Origin of the sequence: Candidatus Phytoplasma pruni, from assembly GCF_001277135.1 — a bacterium.
GTDB lineage: Bacteria > Bacillota_I > Bacilli_A > Acholeplasmatales > Acholeplasmataceae > Phytoplasma > Phytoplasma pruni.
This window is the reverse complement of the sequence record NZ_LHCF01000011.1, coordinates 1-17,241: the sequence shown is the minus strand read 5'-3', so window position 1 is coordinate 17,241 and position 17,241 is coordinate 1. Positions and strand designations below refer to the sequence as shown.

Annotated in this window: 14 protein-coding genes and 1 pseudogene; 5 read left to right on the top strand and 10 right to left on the bottom strand. The window is 26.1% G+C overall.

The genetic code is table 11. The features are described 5' to 3' along the window. The 4 genes from rplI to CPX_RS02005 all read left to right on the top strand — a co-directional run. Positions 1–1,041: 50S ribosomal protein L9 (gene rplI / locus CPX_RS02020; RefSeq protein WP_084007116.1), on the top strand; the 1,041-nt coding region annotated here is incomplete at its 5' end. Beyond that, the gene (gene dnaB, locus CPX_RS02015) at positions 1,034–2,398 is read left to right on the top strand and encodes a replicative DNA helicase (protein ID WP_017191671.1); all 1,365 of its coding nucleotides are present in this window, start codon (positions 1,034–1,036) and stop codon (positions 2,396–2,398) included. The genes rplI and dnaB, both read left to right, overlap by 8 nt. Positions 2,399–2,469: 71 nt before the next feature. After that, positions 2,470–3,534 (top strand): peptide chain release factor 1, encoded by a 1,065-nt coding sequence (gene prfA, locus CPX_RS02010; protein WP_053521517.1) that lies wholly within the window; start codon positions 2,470–2,472, stop codon positions 3,532–3,534. Between the two features lie 3 nt (positions 3,535–3,537). Beyond that, positions 3,538–4,092, top strand: coding sequence for an L-threonylcarbamoyladenylate synthase (locus CPX_RS02005; RefSeq protein WP_053521516.1), 555 nt, complete (start codon positions 3,538–3,540; stop codon positions 4,090–4,092). On the opposite strand, the gene CPX_RS03360 is transcribed toward CPX_RS02005, so the two are convergent. The 6 genes from CPX_RS03360 to CPX_RS01985 all read right to left on the bottom strand — a co-directional run bounded on the left by CPX_RS03360 (position 4,085) and on the right by CPX_RS01985 (position 7,757). Then, positions 4,085–4,228, bottom strand: a complete 144-nt coding sequence (locus CPX_RS03360) for a hypothetical protein (protein WP_235443239.1) — start codon at positions 4,226–4,228, stop codon at positions 4,085–4,087. The genes CPX_RS02005 and CPX_RS03360 overlap by 8 nt on opposite strands. Before the next feature lie 41 nt (positions 4,229–4,269). Beyond that, positions 4,270–4,494, bottom strand: coding sequence for a hypothetical protein (locus CPX_RS03355; protein ID WP_235443238.1), 225 nt, complete (start codon positions 4,492–4,494; stop codon positions 4,270–4,272). A gap of 76 nt (positions 4,495–4,570) precedes the next feature. Continuing rightward, entirely contained in the window at positions 4,571–4,918 is a 348-nt protein-coding gene (locus tag CPX_RS03350) for a hypothetical protein (protein ID WP_235443237.1), read from the bottom strand. 155 nt (positions 4,919–5,073) lie between these two features. Further along, positions 5,074–6,027, bottom strand: a complete 954-nt coding sequence (gene xerA / locus CPX_RS01995; RefSeq protein ID WP_053521515.1) for a site-specific tyrosine recombinase/integron integrase — start codon at positions 6,025–6,027, stop codon at positions 5,074–5,076. Between the two features lie 35 nt (positions 6,028–6,062). Continuing rightward, positions 6,063–6,824: a YitT family protein gene (locus CPX_RS01990; protein ID WP_053521514.1), complete on the bottom strand. Its 762-nt coding sequence runs from the start codon at positions 6,822–6,824 to the stop codon at positions 6,063–6,065. 87 nt (positions 6,825–6,911) lie between these two features. Next, positions 6,912–7,757 (bottom strand): hypothetical protein, encoded by an 846-nt coding sequence (locus tag CPX_RS01985; protein WP_053521513.1) that lies wholly within the window; start codon positions 7,755–7,757, stop codon positions 6,912–6,914. Between the two features lie 244 nt (positions 7,758–8,001). Between CPX_RS01985 and CPX_RS03040 the strand changes: the two genes are divergently transcribed. Next, a complete protein-coding gene (locus CPX_RS03040; RefSeq protein WP_161802335.1) occupies positions 8,002–8,160 on the top strand; it encodes a hypothetical protein in 159 nt (52 codons plus the stop codon). 745 nt (positions 8,161–8,905) lie between these two features. Here CPX_RS03040 and uvrB read toward each other — a convergent pair. From uvrB to CPX_RS01960, 4 genes and pseudogenes are all read right to left on the bottom strand, one after another. Continuing rightward, entirely contained in the window at positions 8,906–10,867 is a 1,962-nt protein-coding gene (gene uvrB / locus CPX_RS01975) for an excinuclease ABC subunit UvrB (RefSeq protein ID WP_053521511.1), read from the bottom strand. A 19-nt stretch (positions 10,868–10,886) separates the two neighbouring features. Continuing rightward, a pseudogene (uvrA, locus tag CPX_RS01970) lies at positions 10,887–13,698 on the bottom strand (excinuclease ABC subunit UvrA). Positions 13,699–13,776: 78 nt separating this feature from the next. After that, on the bottom strand, positions 13,777–15,519 hold the full coding sequence (gene uvrC / locus CPX_RS01965) for an excinuclease ABC subunit UvrC (RefSeq protein WP_053521518.1): 1,743 nt from the start codon (positions 15,517–15,519) through the stop codon (positions 13,777–13,779). A 224-nt stretch (positions 15,520–15,743) separates the two neighbouring features. Beyond that, positions 15,744–16,544: a Bax inhibitor-1/YccA family membrane protein gene (locus CPX_RS01960; RefSeq protein ID WP_053521510.1), complete on the bottom strand. Its 801-nt coding sequence runs from the start codon at positions 16,542–16,544 to the stop codon at positions 15,744–15,746. Positions 16,545–17,241 lie beyond the last annotated feature (697 nt).

The window sequence follows — 17,241 nt, the reverse complement described above, 5'->3', positions numbered from 1 at the left end:
GATTCTTCCTCTTCTTCCGCTGTAGAGATGTTAATTGAATTAATCTATTTTTTAAACCAAAAAATAGATATTACTCCTTTTGAAGCTAGTATTATGTATGGCGGAATGGCAATAGATACTAATTATTTTACTTATCGTACTAATTCAAGAACTTTAGACGCCGCTTCGCAATTAATTTCTATGGGAGCAGAGAGCGATAAAGTAAAATTTTGGTTTAGACAAGAATTTTCTAAAATGTTAAAAATGAACCAATTAATTTCTAATATGGAAATTTATATGGATAGATTCGCTATTGTTAAAAGTAATGAAATAATAGAAAATCGTTCCTTTTTAGCGAAAGTAGCTGAAAATGTGTTAAATATTCAAAATATTGAGGCAGCTTTTGTTGTTGGTCGTCTGCAAGAAAAAGAAATAGGCATTAGCGCTAGATCTTATAATAATGTTAACGTTCAAATCATTATGGAACAAATGGGCGGCGGCGGTCATATGAATAGTGCAGCAACTCAAATAGAAGAAAGCAATATTGATATCATTGTAGGAACATTAAAAAATATATTAGCGTTAGAATATAAAGAAAGGGCTAAAAATATGAAAGTAATTTTATTAGAAGATATTAAAAATAAGGGTAATAAAAATGACATTATCGAAATTACTCTAGGTTATGGTAATTTTTTAATTAAAGAAAAAAAGGCTCTTTTAGCTAATGATAAAAACATTAAAAAAATAGAAAAAGACAAACAACTAAAAGAACAACAAGATTTGGAACATACTGCTTTAATGAATAAATTAAAAAAAGATATTGATAATAAACAAATTAATTTAAAAATTACTGTTGGTCCAAAAGGAAAAATTTACAGAAAAATCACTATGAAACAAATAGTGGATGAATTTTTTAAAGAATTCAATATTTTAATTAACAAGAAAAAAATTGTTTTAGACAGCGAAATCAATTCTTTAGGAGTCTACAAAGCTTCAGTAGTTTTGAAAAAAGATATAACGGCGTCCTTTATTATTAATGTAACGGAAAATAAAAATGAATGAAAATTTAAAACTCCCTTATCATTTAGAAGCAGAACAAGCTATTTTAGGTATTATTTTTTTAGAATCTAGTCAAATAGTTAATGTGGTAGATCGTTTAGAACCAGAAGAATTTTTTAATATTAATCATCAATTTATTTTTATGGCGATGATAGAATTATACCAAAAATCTCAACAAATTGATTTTTATACCATTTCACTTACACTAAAAAACAAAAACCAAAAGATAGAAGGTAGCACGAATTATTTAATTAAATTAACTAATATGATTCCTTCTATAAATCATCTAGATACTTATATTGATTTGGTCCATGAAACGGCTTTAAAAAGAAACATTATTAAAACAGCTTCCGCTATCGTTCACGAAGGACTTAGCAATCCTGATCTTCATCATGAAGAGTTTTTAAATAGTGTGGAAGAAAAAATCTTTCAAATTTCTAAAAATAAAAAAAGTAATAAATTTATCCTCCTAAAAGATCTATTAAGAAAAGTGAGAAAGCTCACTGTTGAAAATAAAAGGAATAATAATATTATCGGTTTAAAAACTGGTTATGCCGGTTTAGACGAAATTACTTTAGGTTTAAAACCAGAAGAATTAATCATTTTAGCAGCTAGACCTTCCATGGGTAAAAGCAGTTTAATGATGAATATAGCGGTTAATATTGCTCAAGAAAATAAAAACGGTAAAGCTTCTGTGGTTATTTTCAGTTTAGAGATGTCTAACGAACAATTAGGTTCTAGGATGATAAGTGCTAAAAGCCAAATCTCTCATAAAAATATTCAATTAGGAATATTGAATCAACAACAATTAAAACAAGTTAATTATTCGATCGATACATTGCAAGATTTAAATTTATATTTTGATGATTCAGCAGCAGCTAATATTTTAGATATTAGGTCTCAATGTAGACAATTAAAAAAACAAGATAAATTGGATATAGTTATTATCGATTACTTGCAATTAATCAGGAAAACTAATAAAACTAATAATCAAGGTTTTTTCAACCGTCAAGAAGAGGTTTCTGATATTTCTAAGAGTTTAAAGGAAATGGCTAGAGAATTAAAAATACCGGTTTTAGCTTTATCACAACTTTCCCGAGAAGTAGAAAAAAGAGAAGATAAAAGGCCTATTTTATCTGATTTAAGAGATTCTGGTAGTATTGAGCAAGACGCTGATATTGTGATGTTTTTATATCGAAAACATTATTATAACAAAGACAGAAAAGACGTTCCTTTAGCTGATTTAGGCCATACTGAATTAATTATTTCTAAAAACCGTCAAGGAGCTACTGGTACGAAACATTTTAATTTAAATTTAGATTACCTTTTATTTAAAGAAATTGATATAATACCGGAATAATTTTTATAAATTAACAAGTAACATCAATAGATATTTTTTTATAAAAGAAATAATCTAGCAAGGAGAAGATAATGTTTGATAAATTAAATTTAATAAAAGAAAATTATTTAAATTTACAAAAAAAAATATCAGATAATTTAGAAAATTTAAAAAACATTGAACTTTTAAAACAATATCATAAATTTAAAACAATTGTTTTTGTTTATGATCAATATTTAAATTTAGAAGAAGAATTAAAAAAAACTGAACAAATCATCAAAAAAGAAGACCCAAAAGATAACGAATTAATTATTTTAGCTAAAGCAGAAAAAGAAGAATTAAAACAACAGATTCAAAATAAACTCCGAGAATTAAAAAAATTATTGTTACCACAAGATGAAGATGACGGAAAAAACGTTATTATAGAAATTAAAGGTGGAATTGGCGGTAGAGAAGCCAACCTTTTTGCTTTAGATTTGTTTCGTACTTATATGAAATACGCGGAAAATAAAAAATGGAAAACAGAAATCATTAATTTCACTCAAACTTTAAAAAACGGAATTAGTTCAGTAGAATTAATGATTTCTGGTAAAAATATTTATTCCTTTTTAAAATATGAATCAGGCATTCATAGAGTTCAAAGAGTGCCCGAAACAGAAAGTCAAGGAAGAACACATACTTCAACCGTGAAAGTATTAGTGATTCCTGAAACTAAAGATATTGAATTAGATATTAATTGGAATGACATTAGAGTAGATACTTATAATTCTAGTGGTCCAGGTGGTCAATCAGTTAATACTACTAAATCAGCTGTTAGGTTGACTCACTTGCCTACAGGTCTAAGTGTTGCTTCTCAAACAGCTAAAAGTCAACACGAAAACAAAGATAAAGCTTTTCAATTATTAAAAAATAGAATTTTTTATCAAATGAAATCTCAACAAGAAAAAGATAAAAATGATGTTAAAAAGCATTTAATCGGTAAAGGCGAAAGAAGTGAAAAAATAAGAACTTATGATTATTCCAGCAATAGAGTAACAGATCATAGAATAGGTTTAACGCTTAAAAAACTAGATTTATTTATGGAAGGTAAAATAGATTTAGTCATCGAACCTTTAATTGATGAAATGGAAAAACAAAAATTAAAAGAAGAATTTTAAAAAATGACTAAAAAAAATAAAATTATTATTTTCCCTACTGATACTGTTTATGGTATAGGAGCTAAAATCAATGATACAGAAAATTTAAAAAAGATTTATCAAATTAAAAAAAGAGATCTTAATAAGCCAATAGCTATTTTATTTTATTCATTAGAACAAGTTAAAAATATAGCTCTTATAGATCTCAAAATTATCAAAATAAGTCTTTTTTTTTGGCCAGGAGCTCTTACTTTAATCGTGAATACTACTCCTTCTTTTTATCAATTAACTAAAGAAAAAAAACTAGGAATTAGAATTCCTAATCATAAATTGGCTTTAAAAATATTAAAAGACGAAGGACCTTTAAGAGCGACTTCTGTCAACGACAGCGGCCAACCGCCTTTAAATAATTTTGAAGAAATAGTTGATAAATATCAAAATCAAGTAGATTATATTTACCCTAATGAACAAACAAATTCTAATGTTTCTTCAACAGTTATTGATACAACTGCTCCTTCTTGGGAAATTATTAGAAAAGGCGATATTTCGTTAAAAATGATTAAAAAAACCCTTATATAAAGATTTTTTTCATAAAAAACATTTCTAAATTAATTTTAGGTTCTAAAACTCCTTTTTTAATTTGATACGATAAATCTAATAAAGATAAAAATAAATTAGTTATTTTTTCTTCGTTTAAGGTTTGACTTTCTTTCATTAAATAATATGTTTTAGTGGGAGGGAATTTTAAAATAAAAGCTATTTCTTTTTGGCTTTTTTTTTATTTATTAAAGTTTTAACAATAATAAGTTCTTGTAGTTTTTTCAAAATTTGATGAATAATTAAAAAAACATCTGTTTTTTGTTTCATTATTTCTTTAAAAATTAAAAAACCATCAATAGGGTTTTTAATATCAATAATAGAATAAATTAAAGAAAAAATATTTTGTTCTTCAGAGTAAACCAATTTATCTATTGATTTCATATCAAAAATAACTCTATCCGAATGATGATATAACTTAATTTTTTTAATTTCTTCATTTAATAAGAATAAATTACCGTTAGTTTTTTGAATTAATTGGGGGGATTATTTTTTTTCTAATAAAAAAATTATCTTTTTTAAAAAGATCTGAAACATATGGAATTAAATCTTTTTCAGAAAGATTAATAATTTTGTCTTCATTAAATGTTTTATTTATTTTGTCTCTAATATAAGCAGGGAAATTATCTTTTTCGGCAGTAATATACATAATAATATTAGGATTAGGTTTTTCAATATAATCAAGCCAAAAAGAGATATCTTTTTGAAGAAATAATAAAGAAATATTTTCAATAAAAATAATTTTTTTATTGAAAAAAAAGAATTCGTAAATAGTTCTTGTTTTAATTGTTCGATCACTTGTAAACAATTATCACTTTCTAATTTATAATTAATAAATTGATAATTGTTCGCTTGACAATCTTTTTTTAAAGAATCTTTTTTTTGTTCTAAAAAAAATAATTGTGAATAAAATAATAAATTTAAAGAATGCATTTTCGTTTTAAAATCCTTTTGTAAATTTTTTTAATCCAAGTCATTCTTCTTTTTAGTCTTTTTAACTAGGGGAATTTTTTTTGTCTTTTTAGCGCGAGGATGAAATTGAAAATAAACCTCTTTTAAACGTTTTTGACTGATGTGAGTATAAATTTGAGTAGTAGAAATATCTTCATGACCTAAAATGTTTTGTAAGGTTCTCAAATCTATACCATTTTCTAACAAATGAGTGGCGAAAGAGTGTCTCAAGGTATGAGGGGAGGATTTAGATGGTAACCCTACTGATTTGATAATCTTTTTGAATATTTTATAACATCCTTGTCTCGATAAACGCTCACCTTTATTATTTAAAAAAACTAAATTACTTTTTTTATATTTTAATAAAAATTTACGCGAAAGATCCAAATATTCTTTAATTATTTTTGAAGAATATTTGGAAATAGGAACAATCCTTTCTTTGGAACCTTTTCCTAAAATAATAATTTGTGATTGTTTAAAATCTAGATTATCTAAAATCAAATTTAACAGTTCGGTTATTCTCAAACCTGAACCATACATCAATTCAAAAATAGCTTTATTTCTTATTTCGATAATAGAATCATTTTTATTGACTTGTTCTAAAAAGGAAAACACCTCTTCCGTAGATAAAACCGTAGGTAAGGTTTTATCTATTTTAGGTATTTTAAACATTAAAGAAATATCATAATCTATTTTTTTTTCTAATAATAAAAAATGATGAAATTTTTTAATAACGATAATTTTTCTCGCTAAAGTTTTGCTCCCTATGCGTTTATTATTCGCTATATGAGACAAAAACAAAGAAACATGTTCTTTATTAATTTCTTTAAAATCTTTCAATTTTAATTCATTTTCTATAAAAATTAAATATTGTTTAACATCGGTTAGATAAGATTTAACCGTATTAAAAGATAAAATAATTTCATCCGAAAGATATAATTCAAATTCTTTTAAAATATATTTCATTTTTAAATTATTTTCTTTCTTTAAAAATAAATTATTTAAATTTGGTTTTTAATTTTGTTTTTAGGTTGAGTTTTTTTAATAGCTAAATATATAAAAAGAGTGTTTAAAGGTATTTTAACTAAATTAGTTAAAATAATAGATTCCCATTGGAATTTTAAAGTACCAAAATAAATTAATAAAGTGGAGATAATAGCAATCAAATAATTCAAAATACAAGTGATTACAGATATATCTTTTTTCTTATAAATGTTTAAATACTTGGAAATAATATCTATTCCGCCACTAGAACTGCCTTTTCCAATAAGAATGCCGTAAGTAAGCCCTCCTACAATAGCAACAATCATAACTCTCAATAAAGAAAGACCAAAACTACTATCTTCAGGGAAACAACCAAAAAAATTTTTAAGTCCCAAACAATTTAGATCATTAATTAAATAAGTTAATGTTAGTATAAAAAATAAAATAAAAAAACTATTTAAAAGAGTAGTAATACTAAATTTACGATCTAATTTCGGAAAAGAAATTAAAATTAATAAAATTCCGTTTACAATTCCATAAAAAGAAGCTGCAAAAAAACCAATAAATAAAGGATTTTCAATTTGGAAAATACTTTTTAAAACTTTAGCAATAGCATCACCGATACCGTGAACTCCTGTTGCATATAAATTAATGTCATAATTACCACTGCTAAAAACAACATCTATTAAAGAATAAATAAAAGATAATGTCAAAAACAATGTAAAATTTTTTATATTAATAATTTTTGCTTCTTCTAAGCGCTTGCCTGAGTTGCTCATATATACCTTTTTTATCTATTGTTATTTTTATTAAAAATTATTCATTTAAAAAGAAATAATTTATTCTTTTCTAATGGAAATAAAGTTCTATAAAAATAAATTATTTATATCCTCTTCGTATTCGCAATTTTTTTGTAATGAGACAATCTTAGCATTTTTAAGAGCTGTTTGTACTTTTTTATCTCTAGCAGTTTTTGCATCATTTAATTGTTTGTTTGCAACTTTTATAGCTGCTGCATTTACTTTGGTTTTTTCTCTTTCATCTGCTTTATCATGATTTGCTTGTTGTGTAGCTGCTTCTTTATATGCATTATAAAATGATTCTTTGCCTAATTGAGCCACTAATAAAGTAACAATTTTATCTGTGTCATCTAAAATAACCTGTTGTGCCGCTTTAATAGCATCTTTTATTTTGTTGTCTTTTGTGTCAGAAACAAATTTTTTTGCTGCTGCAGTTACTTCTTCTTGTGTTCTTTTGTTTGGATCATCATGTTTTGCTTGTTTTTTAGCTTCTGTGTTTAATACATCATCACTTATTTCTGCTATTGATAATTTTTGAGTTGTTCTTTCTGTTTGCGCTTCCTCAACAGCTTTTTTAATTATTTGATCTCTTGCATTTTTGTAATTTTCAACAAAGTTTTTAGCTGCTTCGGTTACTTTGTCTTGTGTTTTTTGTGCGTCATCTGTTTTGTCAACTTGAAGTTGTGCTGCTGCTATTAATTGATCATCAGTTACTTCTTTATCTGATACGTCTTGTGTTGTTCTTTCTTGTTTTGCTGCTTCAACAGCTTTTGAAACTCTTGTTTTTTTGTCTTGTTCTGAAAGGTCACCAAATATATTTGTTACTCCCATAATTAAAACTAAAATTAAATTTAATAATAAAATACTTGTATATTTTATTAATGAATTTTGTTTAAAACTTTTATTTACCATAGAATATTTTTTCTCCTTTTTTTAAATAATCTATACCAACTATTATATACAAAAAATTAAAAAAACAAGTTTTAAATTAAAAAATTAAACTTTTTTATTTTTTTAATAATTAATATTTCTTTATCTAAGATTTTGTTTTAAAGACAAGATTTTTTTTGAAGGGGGAAGTCTTTTATTTAAGAGTTTTTTTATATAAGATGGTAAATATACAATTAACAAAAGTATATAACCTTAATGAGATCAATTGTTATTAAATTCTTGTAAATGTTTAGATCTTTTAGAAAAATATCACATTAAATTGACTCAATTAACGAATCAACAAGGTTTTTATAATAAAGAATATTTTGAAAAATTAAAAGATCATTTGATTAAAAACAAATTAAAAAGAGATTTTGTTTGGTAATTATATTTTAAAAAATATCCAACATATTGTTGATAAGTTTGACCTTTTTTCAATTGAAGAGTTGGTAAAACTTGTTCGCAATCCTATTATGAAAAGATTTACTTCCAAACATAATGAAGCGGAACGCGCGATAATCGTTTTATCCTCTAAATATTATGACTTATGGAGAATAGTTATTTTTTGAAACAGGATGAGGGAGGGTGTGGCCATATTCAAAAGAAAATGAGCGAGTTAACTTCAAAACGAAAAATTAAAAAAATCAAAAAATTAATAGCTTTTTATTATGGTGGTTTATCAACTGAATAATGTTTACAAAAACAATATCATCAAATCAAACCCCCCAATCGAGCTCTAGCGTTATTACCTCTGCGAGAAAAAATCTTTAGAATTATTATATTTTAATAAATATACTAAATTTAAAGAAAATATCACAACTAAAGATTTGAATCTTAAAAAATTCAGATATTTATCAAATCAACAAAAAGAATATATAAAACAAATTGAAAAAGAAGCTTATCAAAAAGAGGTAAAAATCATCAAAGAAAAAGAATTTTAATACCTATGATTTAGACATTTATGACCAAAAAAACAATATTTTATCAATAAAGAAGAATTATTGGCAGAATTAAAAAAAGAGAAATATAGATTTTAACTTTCCAAACTCAACAATATATCTCTAACAAAAATAAATAATTACTCCAAATAAAAAAGATCCCAAGAGGATCTTTTTTTTATGTTATAAAGATTAAGATTTTTTAATGTTTTTGATTAAATCTCTATAAATAACAGCTTGTTCAAAATTTAACTGTTTAGCCGCTTTTTTCATTGACTTTTGTAGTTGTTTTAAATCTAGCCTATTTTTTTGGTTTTTGCTAGAAGCTAATAAAGAGGCTTCTTCTTTTTGAGCTTTTTGTTTGTCCATAATATTTTTTTTTACAATAGTTTTAATAATAGGAGTCGGTTTAACATTATGAACACGGTTATATTCCTCTTGAAGAGTTCTACGACGTTGCGTTTCTTCTATCGCTTCTTGCATAGCGTCAGTAATAACATCACCATAAAGAATGGCTTTGCCGTTAATATTACGTGCCGCTCTGCCAATAGTTTGAATAAGGCTTCTTTTATTTCTTAAAAAACCTTGTTTATCAGCATCTAAAATAGCCACTAACGAAACTAATGGCAAATCCAACCCTTCTCTTAATAAATTAACTCCAATTAAACAATCATAAGTACCGATCATTAAATCTTCTAAAATAACTAATCTTTCTAAAGATTTAATTTCGCTATGTAAATAAGCCACTTTGATACCTAAATCTTTTAAATAACTAGTTAAATCTTCGCTCATCTTAATAGTGATAGTGGACACTAAAGTTCTTTCGTTCTTTTCCGCTCTTTTTTTAATTTCAAAATATAAATTTTCAATTTGATTTTTAGTAGGACGAACTTCAATAATAGGGTCTAGTACAAAAGTAGGACGAATAATTTGTTCCACAATAGGTAAATTTTTATTTAATTCATAATCGCCCGGAGTAGCTGATAAATAAATTATTTTATCCATTTTTTTTTCAAATTCAGGAAATCTAAGTGGTCTGTTATCTAAAGTACTCGGTAAACGAAAACCATATTGAACTAAATTATTTTTTCTTGAAAAATCGCCTTCATACATTCCTCTGATTTGAGAAACGGTCACGTGAGATTCATCAATAATAGTTAAAAAATCATCCCCAAAATAATCAATCAAAGTGGTTGGCGTTTCGCCTGCTGCTTTCAAAGATAAATGTCTGGAATAATTTTCAATGCCATTACAATAACCCAATTCTTGCAACATTTCTAAATCGTATTTAGTTTTCATTTCTATTTTTTGAGCTTCTACTAGTTGGTTTTTATCTTTAAAAAAAACTATTTGTTCGGTTAATTCTTGTTGAATGCGCAAAATAGATTCTTCTAATTTCTCTTTATCAATAGCATAAAGAGAAGCGGGAAAAATAGTGATATCTTCTAAATTAGCCACAATAACGCCATCAACAGTATTAAACAATTTAATTTCTTCAATTTCATCATCCCAAAAAATAATTCTTACCCCTTGCGCGGTATCAGAAGAAGGAACGATATCTATCGTATCTCCTCTCAACCTAAAAGTACCTCTTTTAAAAGAGTAATAATTTCTTTGGTAATTCAAGCCGACTAATTGATTAACCAATTCTTTTAAAATGTATTTCATCCCTTTTTCTAAATAAAGAATAGATTTTTTGTAATTCTCAATATCGCCTACGCCATAAATACAAGAAACAGAGGAAACCACGATTACATCATCATGATTAATTAAAGAATTAATAGCACTATGACGCATTTTATCTATTTCATCATTAATTAAAGAATCTTTTTCAATATAAGTATCATTACGGACTACATAAGCTTCTGGTTGATAATAATCAAAATAAGAAATAAAATATTCTACTTTATTATCAGGAAACATGGTTTTTAATTCGTTAAATAATTGTCCAGCTAAGGTTTTATTATGAACTATAATCAAAGTTTTTTTATTTAATTTATGGATAATATTAGATATAGTAAAAGTTTTGCCTGTCCCTGTGGCACCAATCACAATCTGCTCTTTATGGCCTTTATCTAAATTAGATAATAATTGTTCGATAGCTTTAGGTTGGTCTCCGCTAGGTTTATATAAAGTTTTTAATTTAAAAGCCATTTACCTTTACCTTTATTATCTATGATTTTATCTTTAAGATTTGATTTAAATAATATCCCGTATAACTCTGATCATTCTGACTCAATTCTTCTGGTGTTCCTTGAGCCACTATATGTCCTCCATGAACTCCCCCGCCAGGACCTAAATCGATCACATAATCAGCATTTTTAATGACATCTAAATTATGTTCAATCACCACTAAAGTCGCTTTTTTATCAGTAATACGGTGTAGAACTTGGATTAATTGTTTAATGTCTTCAAAATGTAGACCCGTGGTTGGTTCATCTAAAATATATAAAGTATCCGGAGTAATTTGTTTATATAACTCACTAGCCAGTTTAATTCTTTGGCATTCTCCTCCAGAAAGAGTAGTGGAACTTTGCCCTAACTGTAAATAACCTAAACCAACATCTTTTAAAAATTGGATATGTTCTTTGATTCTTTTATGGTTATCGAAAAAGTCTAAAGCTTCATAAACTGTCATATTTAACACATCAGCAATATTTTTGCCTTTATATTTAATAGTTAAAGTGTCTTTTCTGAAACGGCTTCCATGACATTCATCACATGTAACAAAAACATCAGGTAAGAAATTCATTGAAATTCTTCTAATCCCATCGCCATAACAACGTTCGCAACGTCCTCCTTTAACATTAAAGGAAAAACGTCCTTTTTGATATCCTCTAGTTTTGGCTTCGTTGGTTTGAGCGTATAATTCTCTTATCTTATCAAAAAGACCCGTATAAGTAGCCGGATTGCTCCTTGGAGTTTTACCAATAGGAGATTGAGAAATTTCCACTATTCTACGAATATATCCTTGATCATCTACCATATTAACATTCTTTTCATCTTTTAACAAACGCTTTTTTTATTTTTAAATTTTTCAATAAAACGTTATTCACTAAAGTGGATTTTCCGGACCCCGAAACGCCCGTCACAACGTTAAAAACACCTAAAGGAAAAACAACGTTAATCTTTTTTAAATTATTTTCAGAAGCGTTTTTCACATAAACCACTTGTTGAGGATTAATGGTGCGTCTTTGTTGCGGATAAGCGATGTTTTTTTGGTTGGACAAATATTGACCCGTTAAACTGTTTGGATTCGCCATCACTTCAGAAGGAGTGCCGAAAGCAACTACCTCTCCGCCATAACGACCCGCTAAAGGACCAATATCGATTAAATAATCAGACGCTAACATCGTATCTTTATCATGTTCTACCACTAAAAGAGTATTACCTAAAGCAGTCATTTTTTTTAAAGCAGTGATTAAATTATCATTATCTTTTTGATGCAAACCAATGGAAGGTTCATCTAAAACGTATAAAACACCTGATAATTTAGAACCAATTTGAGTAGCTAAACGGATTCTTTGTGATTCTCCGCCTGATAAAGTACTGCTTTTGCGTTCTAAAGTTAAATAACTCAACCCGATGTCTTGTAAAAAAGATAATCTTTGAGAAATTTCTTCCAGTGGTAAAGCCGTAATTTTTTGTTCTTCTGGTGATAATTCTAGATGATCGATAAAATAAGCTAATTCTTCGATCGACATTTGCGTCAATTCATAAATGTTTTTATGATTGATTTTGAAAGTTAAAGCAGCTTTATGAATTCTCGCTCCTAAACAATGAGAACAAGTTTCTTCAATCAGGAATTTTTTAAACCAACTCATCACGCTTTCGTTTTGAGATAATTTATCATAATAATATTCTAAAATAGTAATAACGCCCATTTCCATTTCAGGTTGTTCGTGTTGGTTATTATTAAGATCAGCTTTGCCGTACAAAAAGATGTCTAATAATTCAGGTTCTAAATTGTTTAAAGGAATATTCATATCAATTTGATGGTAAGCACAAAATTGTTCTAAATCTTGCATTTTATTGTAAAAATCTCGGCGTTGTTGGTAAAGAATAAAACCGCCTTGATTCAGAGACTTATTAAAAGAAAATAAAAGTTTTTGATCAAATTTATTTCTAATCCCTAAACCTTTACAAGTTTCACAAGCGCCTAAAGAAGAGTTAAAAGAAAATAACCTCATATTTCTTTCTGGGATGGTAAATTCAAGATCATCATTGCTATAATTAAGATGAAATTTTAACATTTCTTGATCATTTAACCAAACAAAAACTTTTTCTTTGACTAAAGCTAAAGATAAATCTAAAGATGCGTTTAATCTACTTTCTATCTTATCTTGTATTTTTAAACGATCAATAATAACATTAATATCATGTTTTTCGTTTTGATTCAAAAGAGGGATTTCATCCAAAGAAAGGATTTTTTGATCTACCATCACTCTAGTAAAACCATCTTTAATTAAACGTTTAAAAAGTTTTTGATGATTACCTTTTTTTTGTTCCACTATAGGAGCCATTATCACAATTTTACTATCCAATTCCAATTGTGCAATCTGTTGAACAATTTGTTCGGTAGTTTGAATTTGAATAGGTTGATCAGTATGAGGGTTATAAGGGACGGAAATATGAGTGTAAATAACTCTTAAATAATCATAAATTTCTGTAATAGTGCCGACAGTAGAACGAGGATTGTGAGAAATAGTTTTTTGATCAATACTAATAGCCGGGCTTAATCCTTCAATTTGATCCACATCAGGTTTTTCAAAATTACCTAAAAATTGACGAGAATACACACTTAAAGATTCCATATACCTTCTTTTACCTTCTTGATATAAAGTATCAAAAGCTAAAGATGATTTGCCTGAACCAGAAACACCCGTAATAACGATAAATTTAAATTTAGGAATATCTAAATTAATATTTTTAAGGTTATGCACGCGGGCGCCTCTAATTTTAATGATTGTATTATTATTAGACATAAATATAGTTTTAAAGCCTTTCTATTTGAGAAAAATATTTTTTTCAAATTAAGAATATTTTTTGATTTATTCTCAAATTTAAGAATATTTCTTTTTTATTTTTTCTAAAATACTACAAGGAATATCTAATTTTTGAAAATCTTGACAAGAAGCGTTTTGAATGTCTTCAATATCTTTAAAATGTTTTAATAAAGTTTGATACCTTTTCATACCTAAACCTTTTATATCGGTTAACAAACTATTTTTATCTTCCTTTTTTTTTAATTGAAGATGAAAATTAAGAGTAAAACGGTGCACTTCATCACTTATTCTTAATAAAAAACGGTATAAATTACTATTTTTATCTAAAACAATGGTTTTATCTTCTAACAGTAATTCAGTTAGTTGATGTTTATTATTTTTTTTCAAAGCTCCTAGTTTAATATCTAAATTTAAGTAATCTAGAGCTTGTTTACAAGCGTTGAATTGAATTTTTCCACCATCTACTAAAATCAAATCCGGCATTTGCACGCCCATTTGTAAAAATCTTTGATAATGTCTAATTAAAACATGATTAAAAGCGTTATATTCGTTTTGATATTCTTTTTCTACCGTAAATTTACGATAAAATTTTTGATTAAATTTAAATTCTTTAAACACTATCATAGCAGTCACAAAAGATTGACCGAATAATTGCGAATTATCAAAAGCTTCGATATAATCAATCTTTTTATCAAAAATATGGGATAATTCATCTAATGATTCTTGCATAATTTCAAATTTAGATTTATGGACTAAATTGTATTTCAATAAATTTTCTTTAGCATTTTTTAAAGATAAAGCGTATAAATCTCCTTGATTTTTTTTCGAAACAATACTAATTTTCGCTTTTAAAATGTTTTGAATATTAGGTTTATCCAACGCCATTTCTTTGCCTAAAATAATTTCTTCAAGAATGGTTTGTTCTTGATAATATAAATATAAATAAGTCACTATATTTTCAACCACATCGCCTACATAATTAAACACTATTTGATGGTTATCAAAAACATTGCCACGATGCATTCTTAAAATATATAAAGATATATCATCTTCATTATAATAAAAAGCAACGATGTCGCAACTTTTTAATTTATTATCATTAATAAATTGTTTTTCCACTATTTTATTTAAATTAAACAAAAGATCCTTATATTTGATAGCTTTTTCAAATTCCATTTTAGAACTAGCTTCTTCCATAGACGTTTTTATTTGTTTAAAAATTTCTTTATCATTGCCTTCTAAAAATTTAACTATTAAATTAATGTTAGATTGATAATCTACTTCTTTTTGAGCGCAAGGTCCTAAACATTGGTTAATATGATAATAAAAACAAGGTTTTTTGCCAATAGGTTGGCATCTTCTTAAAGGGTAAACTTTATGCAATAACTTAACTGTTTCTTTTAAACTTTCTGAATTAGGATAAGGTCCAAATAACCTTTTCCCTGGAGGAATATTTTTATACCTAGATATAATCAAGCGAGGGTGTTTTTCGTTAGTAATTTCAATATAAGGATAAGTTTTATCATCCATTAATTTAAAATTATATTTAGGCGAATAGCTTTTAATTAAATTAGCTTCTAAAATTAATGCTTCTAATTCGTTATTAGTTAAAATATAAGAAAAATCAACAATTTCTAAAACTAAAACACTAGTTTTTTTATTATGAAAGCCGGTAAAATAACTTTTTACCCGTTTTTTTAAATTTTTAGCTTTACCTACATAAATAACTTCTTGTTTTTCGTTCTGAAACAGATAACATCCTGGTTCATTAGGTAAATTTTTAATTTTGTCTGATAACATCTTTACACCATAAATTTTTGATTTTTTTGGCAAAAAAAATATTAAAAAGTTTTGATATGATTTTTCCCTATAAATAAATTTGATAAAGTTTATAAGTAAAAAAAATAAGATGTAATTATAAGTTATTAAGATTATTAATTTATCCTAAAAACTTATAATTACATCGTTTGGGAATGACTTTAAATGATCGAACAGAAAAGAATCCCGTTCTTTTATGTTCGATTCTATCTAGTATTATTTTCTTTTTCTAACATTGTAAGAATTAAAATTCTCGCTATTTGTTCAAAAATTAATATTAAAGTCATTAAGAAAGCAAAAGCTAAAGACCATTCGTATTTTTTAGAAATATCAAATTTCATGATTTGTTCAACATTATCAAAATCCATCGCTAAGAAAGCAGAACCTAAAACTAATAATACTCCACTAATAGCTAATTGAGGCCAATAACCGCTTAAATAATTTTTACCACTAATGATGCTTACAAGCATGTTAATCATTACAAAAGCGAAAATAACTATAAAACTAACTAAAACAGACATTCTAAATTTATTATTAACTTTTAAAATTCCTTGATAATATAAAAAATGCATAATCAAGAAAACAACCAAAGTGCCAACAACTGAAATAGCTAATATTAAAACGATCTCACTATAAGCGCCAGTTAATGCTGATATCAAACCAAAAACGCCACTAATCAATATACCTTCAGAAACGGCATACATAATAGCAAAAGGTTTTTGATTCATTTGGCCAGCAAAAATACTAACCATTATAGATACAAAACCTAACAAGGAAACAACGCCGATAGAAGAGTATAATAAACTAGCCTTCACACTTTGATTGCCTGCAGCTATAAGGGAAGTTAAGGAAAAATGCAATATACCTGATACAAAAACCGTTAACAATAATATCATTGTTTTGGTAGCAACGCCTTTTTTAGTTGCAGTTTCAAGAGTGCTAACTTGATTAGCCGCAAGGGCTTGTTCTCTTATTTGTCTAAAAACAACATTTTCTTTTGTTTGCATAGGAAAATTACCTCTTTTTAAATTTTCATTTAAATTTATAAATAATTATATATATTTCATGATAAATCAATAATAAAATTTGTTTTATTTGAACATTAATATTGAATATTTTTGATTTATTGTTTAAATTGTTTTTAATTCATAATACGAACTACAATATTTATTCAAGTTTTAATTATGATATATAGATAAATATTTCTTCAATTATTATTTTATTTCAGATATATCATTCTTTTGATATTTATCTTTTTTATTTTACCAATAAAACATATAATTAAACAAACATTCCTCTATATCGTAATTTTAAAAGAATTAGAAATAAGTTAATATCTTTCATCCTCCATTAATCAACACTTTTGATTGAATTTGTTACGAAAAACAATTTTTATATAATATATTATAAATATCAACTTTTAATTGCTTTTTTTATTATTTTTAAAAGTTTATACCTATATTTATATTATATACTTTTAAAAATAAAGTCAACTTTTTAATTTACTTTTTTAATTTTTTTTTATATGATGGAAGTTGATATATTAGTGTTTAAGGCGTAAAAGAAGATAATTGTTTTTTAAGAGGTGAAATAGAAGTTTTTTGGTTTAATACCTTTAAAGCTTGAAAAAACTTTATTATAGGTTAATGCATCAAGATGAAATAAGCTTTTAACCAAGAGAAAATGTTGCTAAATATCTCTTTT

What these genes read in the sequence shown, in the direction of transcription:
- CPX_RS02005 (WP_053521516.1), top strand. Translation starts at nt 3,538, where the DNA reads ATGACTAAAAAAAATAAAATTATTATTTTCCCTACTGATACTGTTTAT.
- prfA (WP_053521517.1), top strand. Translation starts at nt 2,470, where the DNA reads ATGTTTGATAAATTAAATTTAATAAAAGAAAATTATTTAAATTTACAA.
- CPX_RS03360 (WP_235443239.1), bottom strand. Translation starts at nt 4,228, where the DNA reads ATGAAAGAAAGTCAAACCTTAAACGAAGAAAAAATAACTAATTTATTT.
- CPX_RS01985 (WP_053521513.1), bottom strand. Translation starts at nt 7,757, where the DNA reads ATGGTAAATAAAAGTTTTAAACAAAATTCATTAATAAAATATACAAGT.
- CPX_RS01960 (WP_053521510.1), bottom strand. Translation starts at nt 16,544, where the DNA reads ATGCAAACAAAAGAAAATGTTGTTTTTAGACAAATAAGAGAACAAGCC.
- xerA (WP_053521515.1), bottom strand. Translation starts at nt 6,027, where the DNA reads ATGAAATATATTTTAAAAGAATTTGAATTATATCTTTCGGATGAAATT.
- CPX_RS03355 (WP_235443238.1), bottom strand. Translation starts at nt 4,494, where the DNA reads ATGAAATCAATAGATAAATTGGTTTACTCTGAAGAACAAAATATTTTT.
- CPX_RS01990 (WP_053521514.1), bottom strand. Translation starts at nt 6,824, where the DNA reads ATGAGCAACTCAGGCAAGCGCTTAGAAGAAGCAAAAATTATTAATATA.
- dnaB (WP_017191671.1), top strand. Translation starts at nt 1,034, where the DNA reads ATGAATGAAAATTTAAAACTCCCTTATCATTTAGAAGCAGAACAAGCT.
- uvrC (WP_053521518.1), bottom strand. Translation starts at nt 15,519, where the DNA reads ATGTTATCAGACAAAATTAAAAATTTACCTAATGAACCAGGATGTTAT.
- uvrB (WP_053521511.1), bottom strand. Translation starts at nt 10,867, where the DNA reads ATGGCTTTTAAATTAAAAACTTTATATAAACCTAGCGGAGACCAACCT.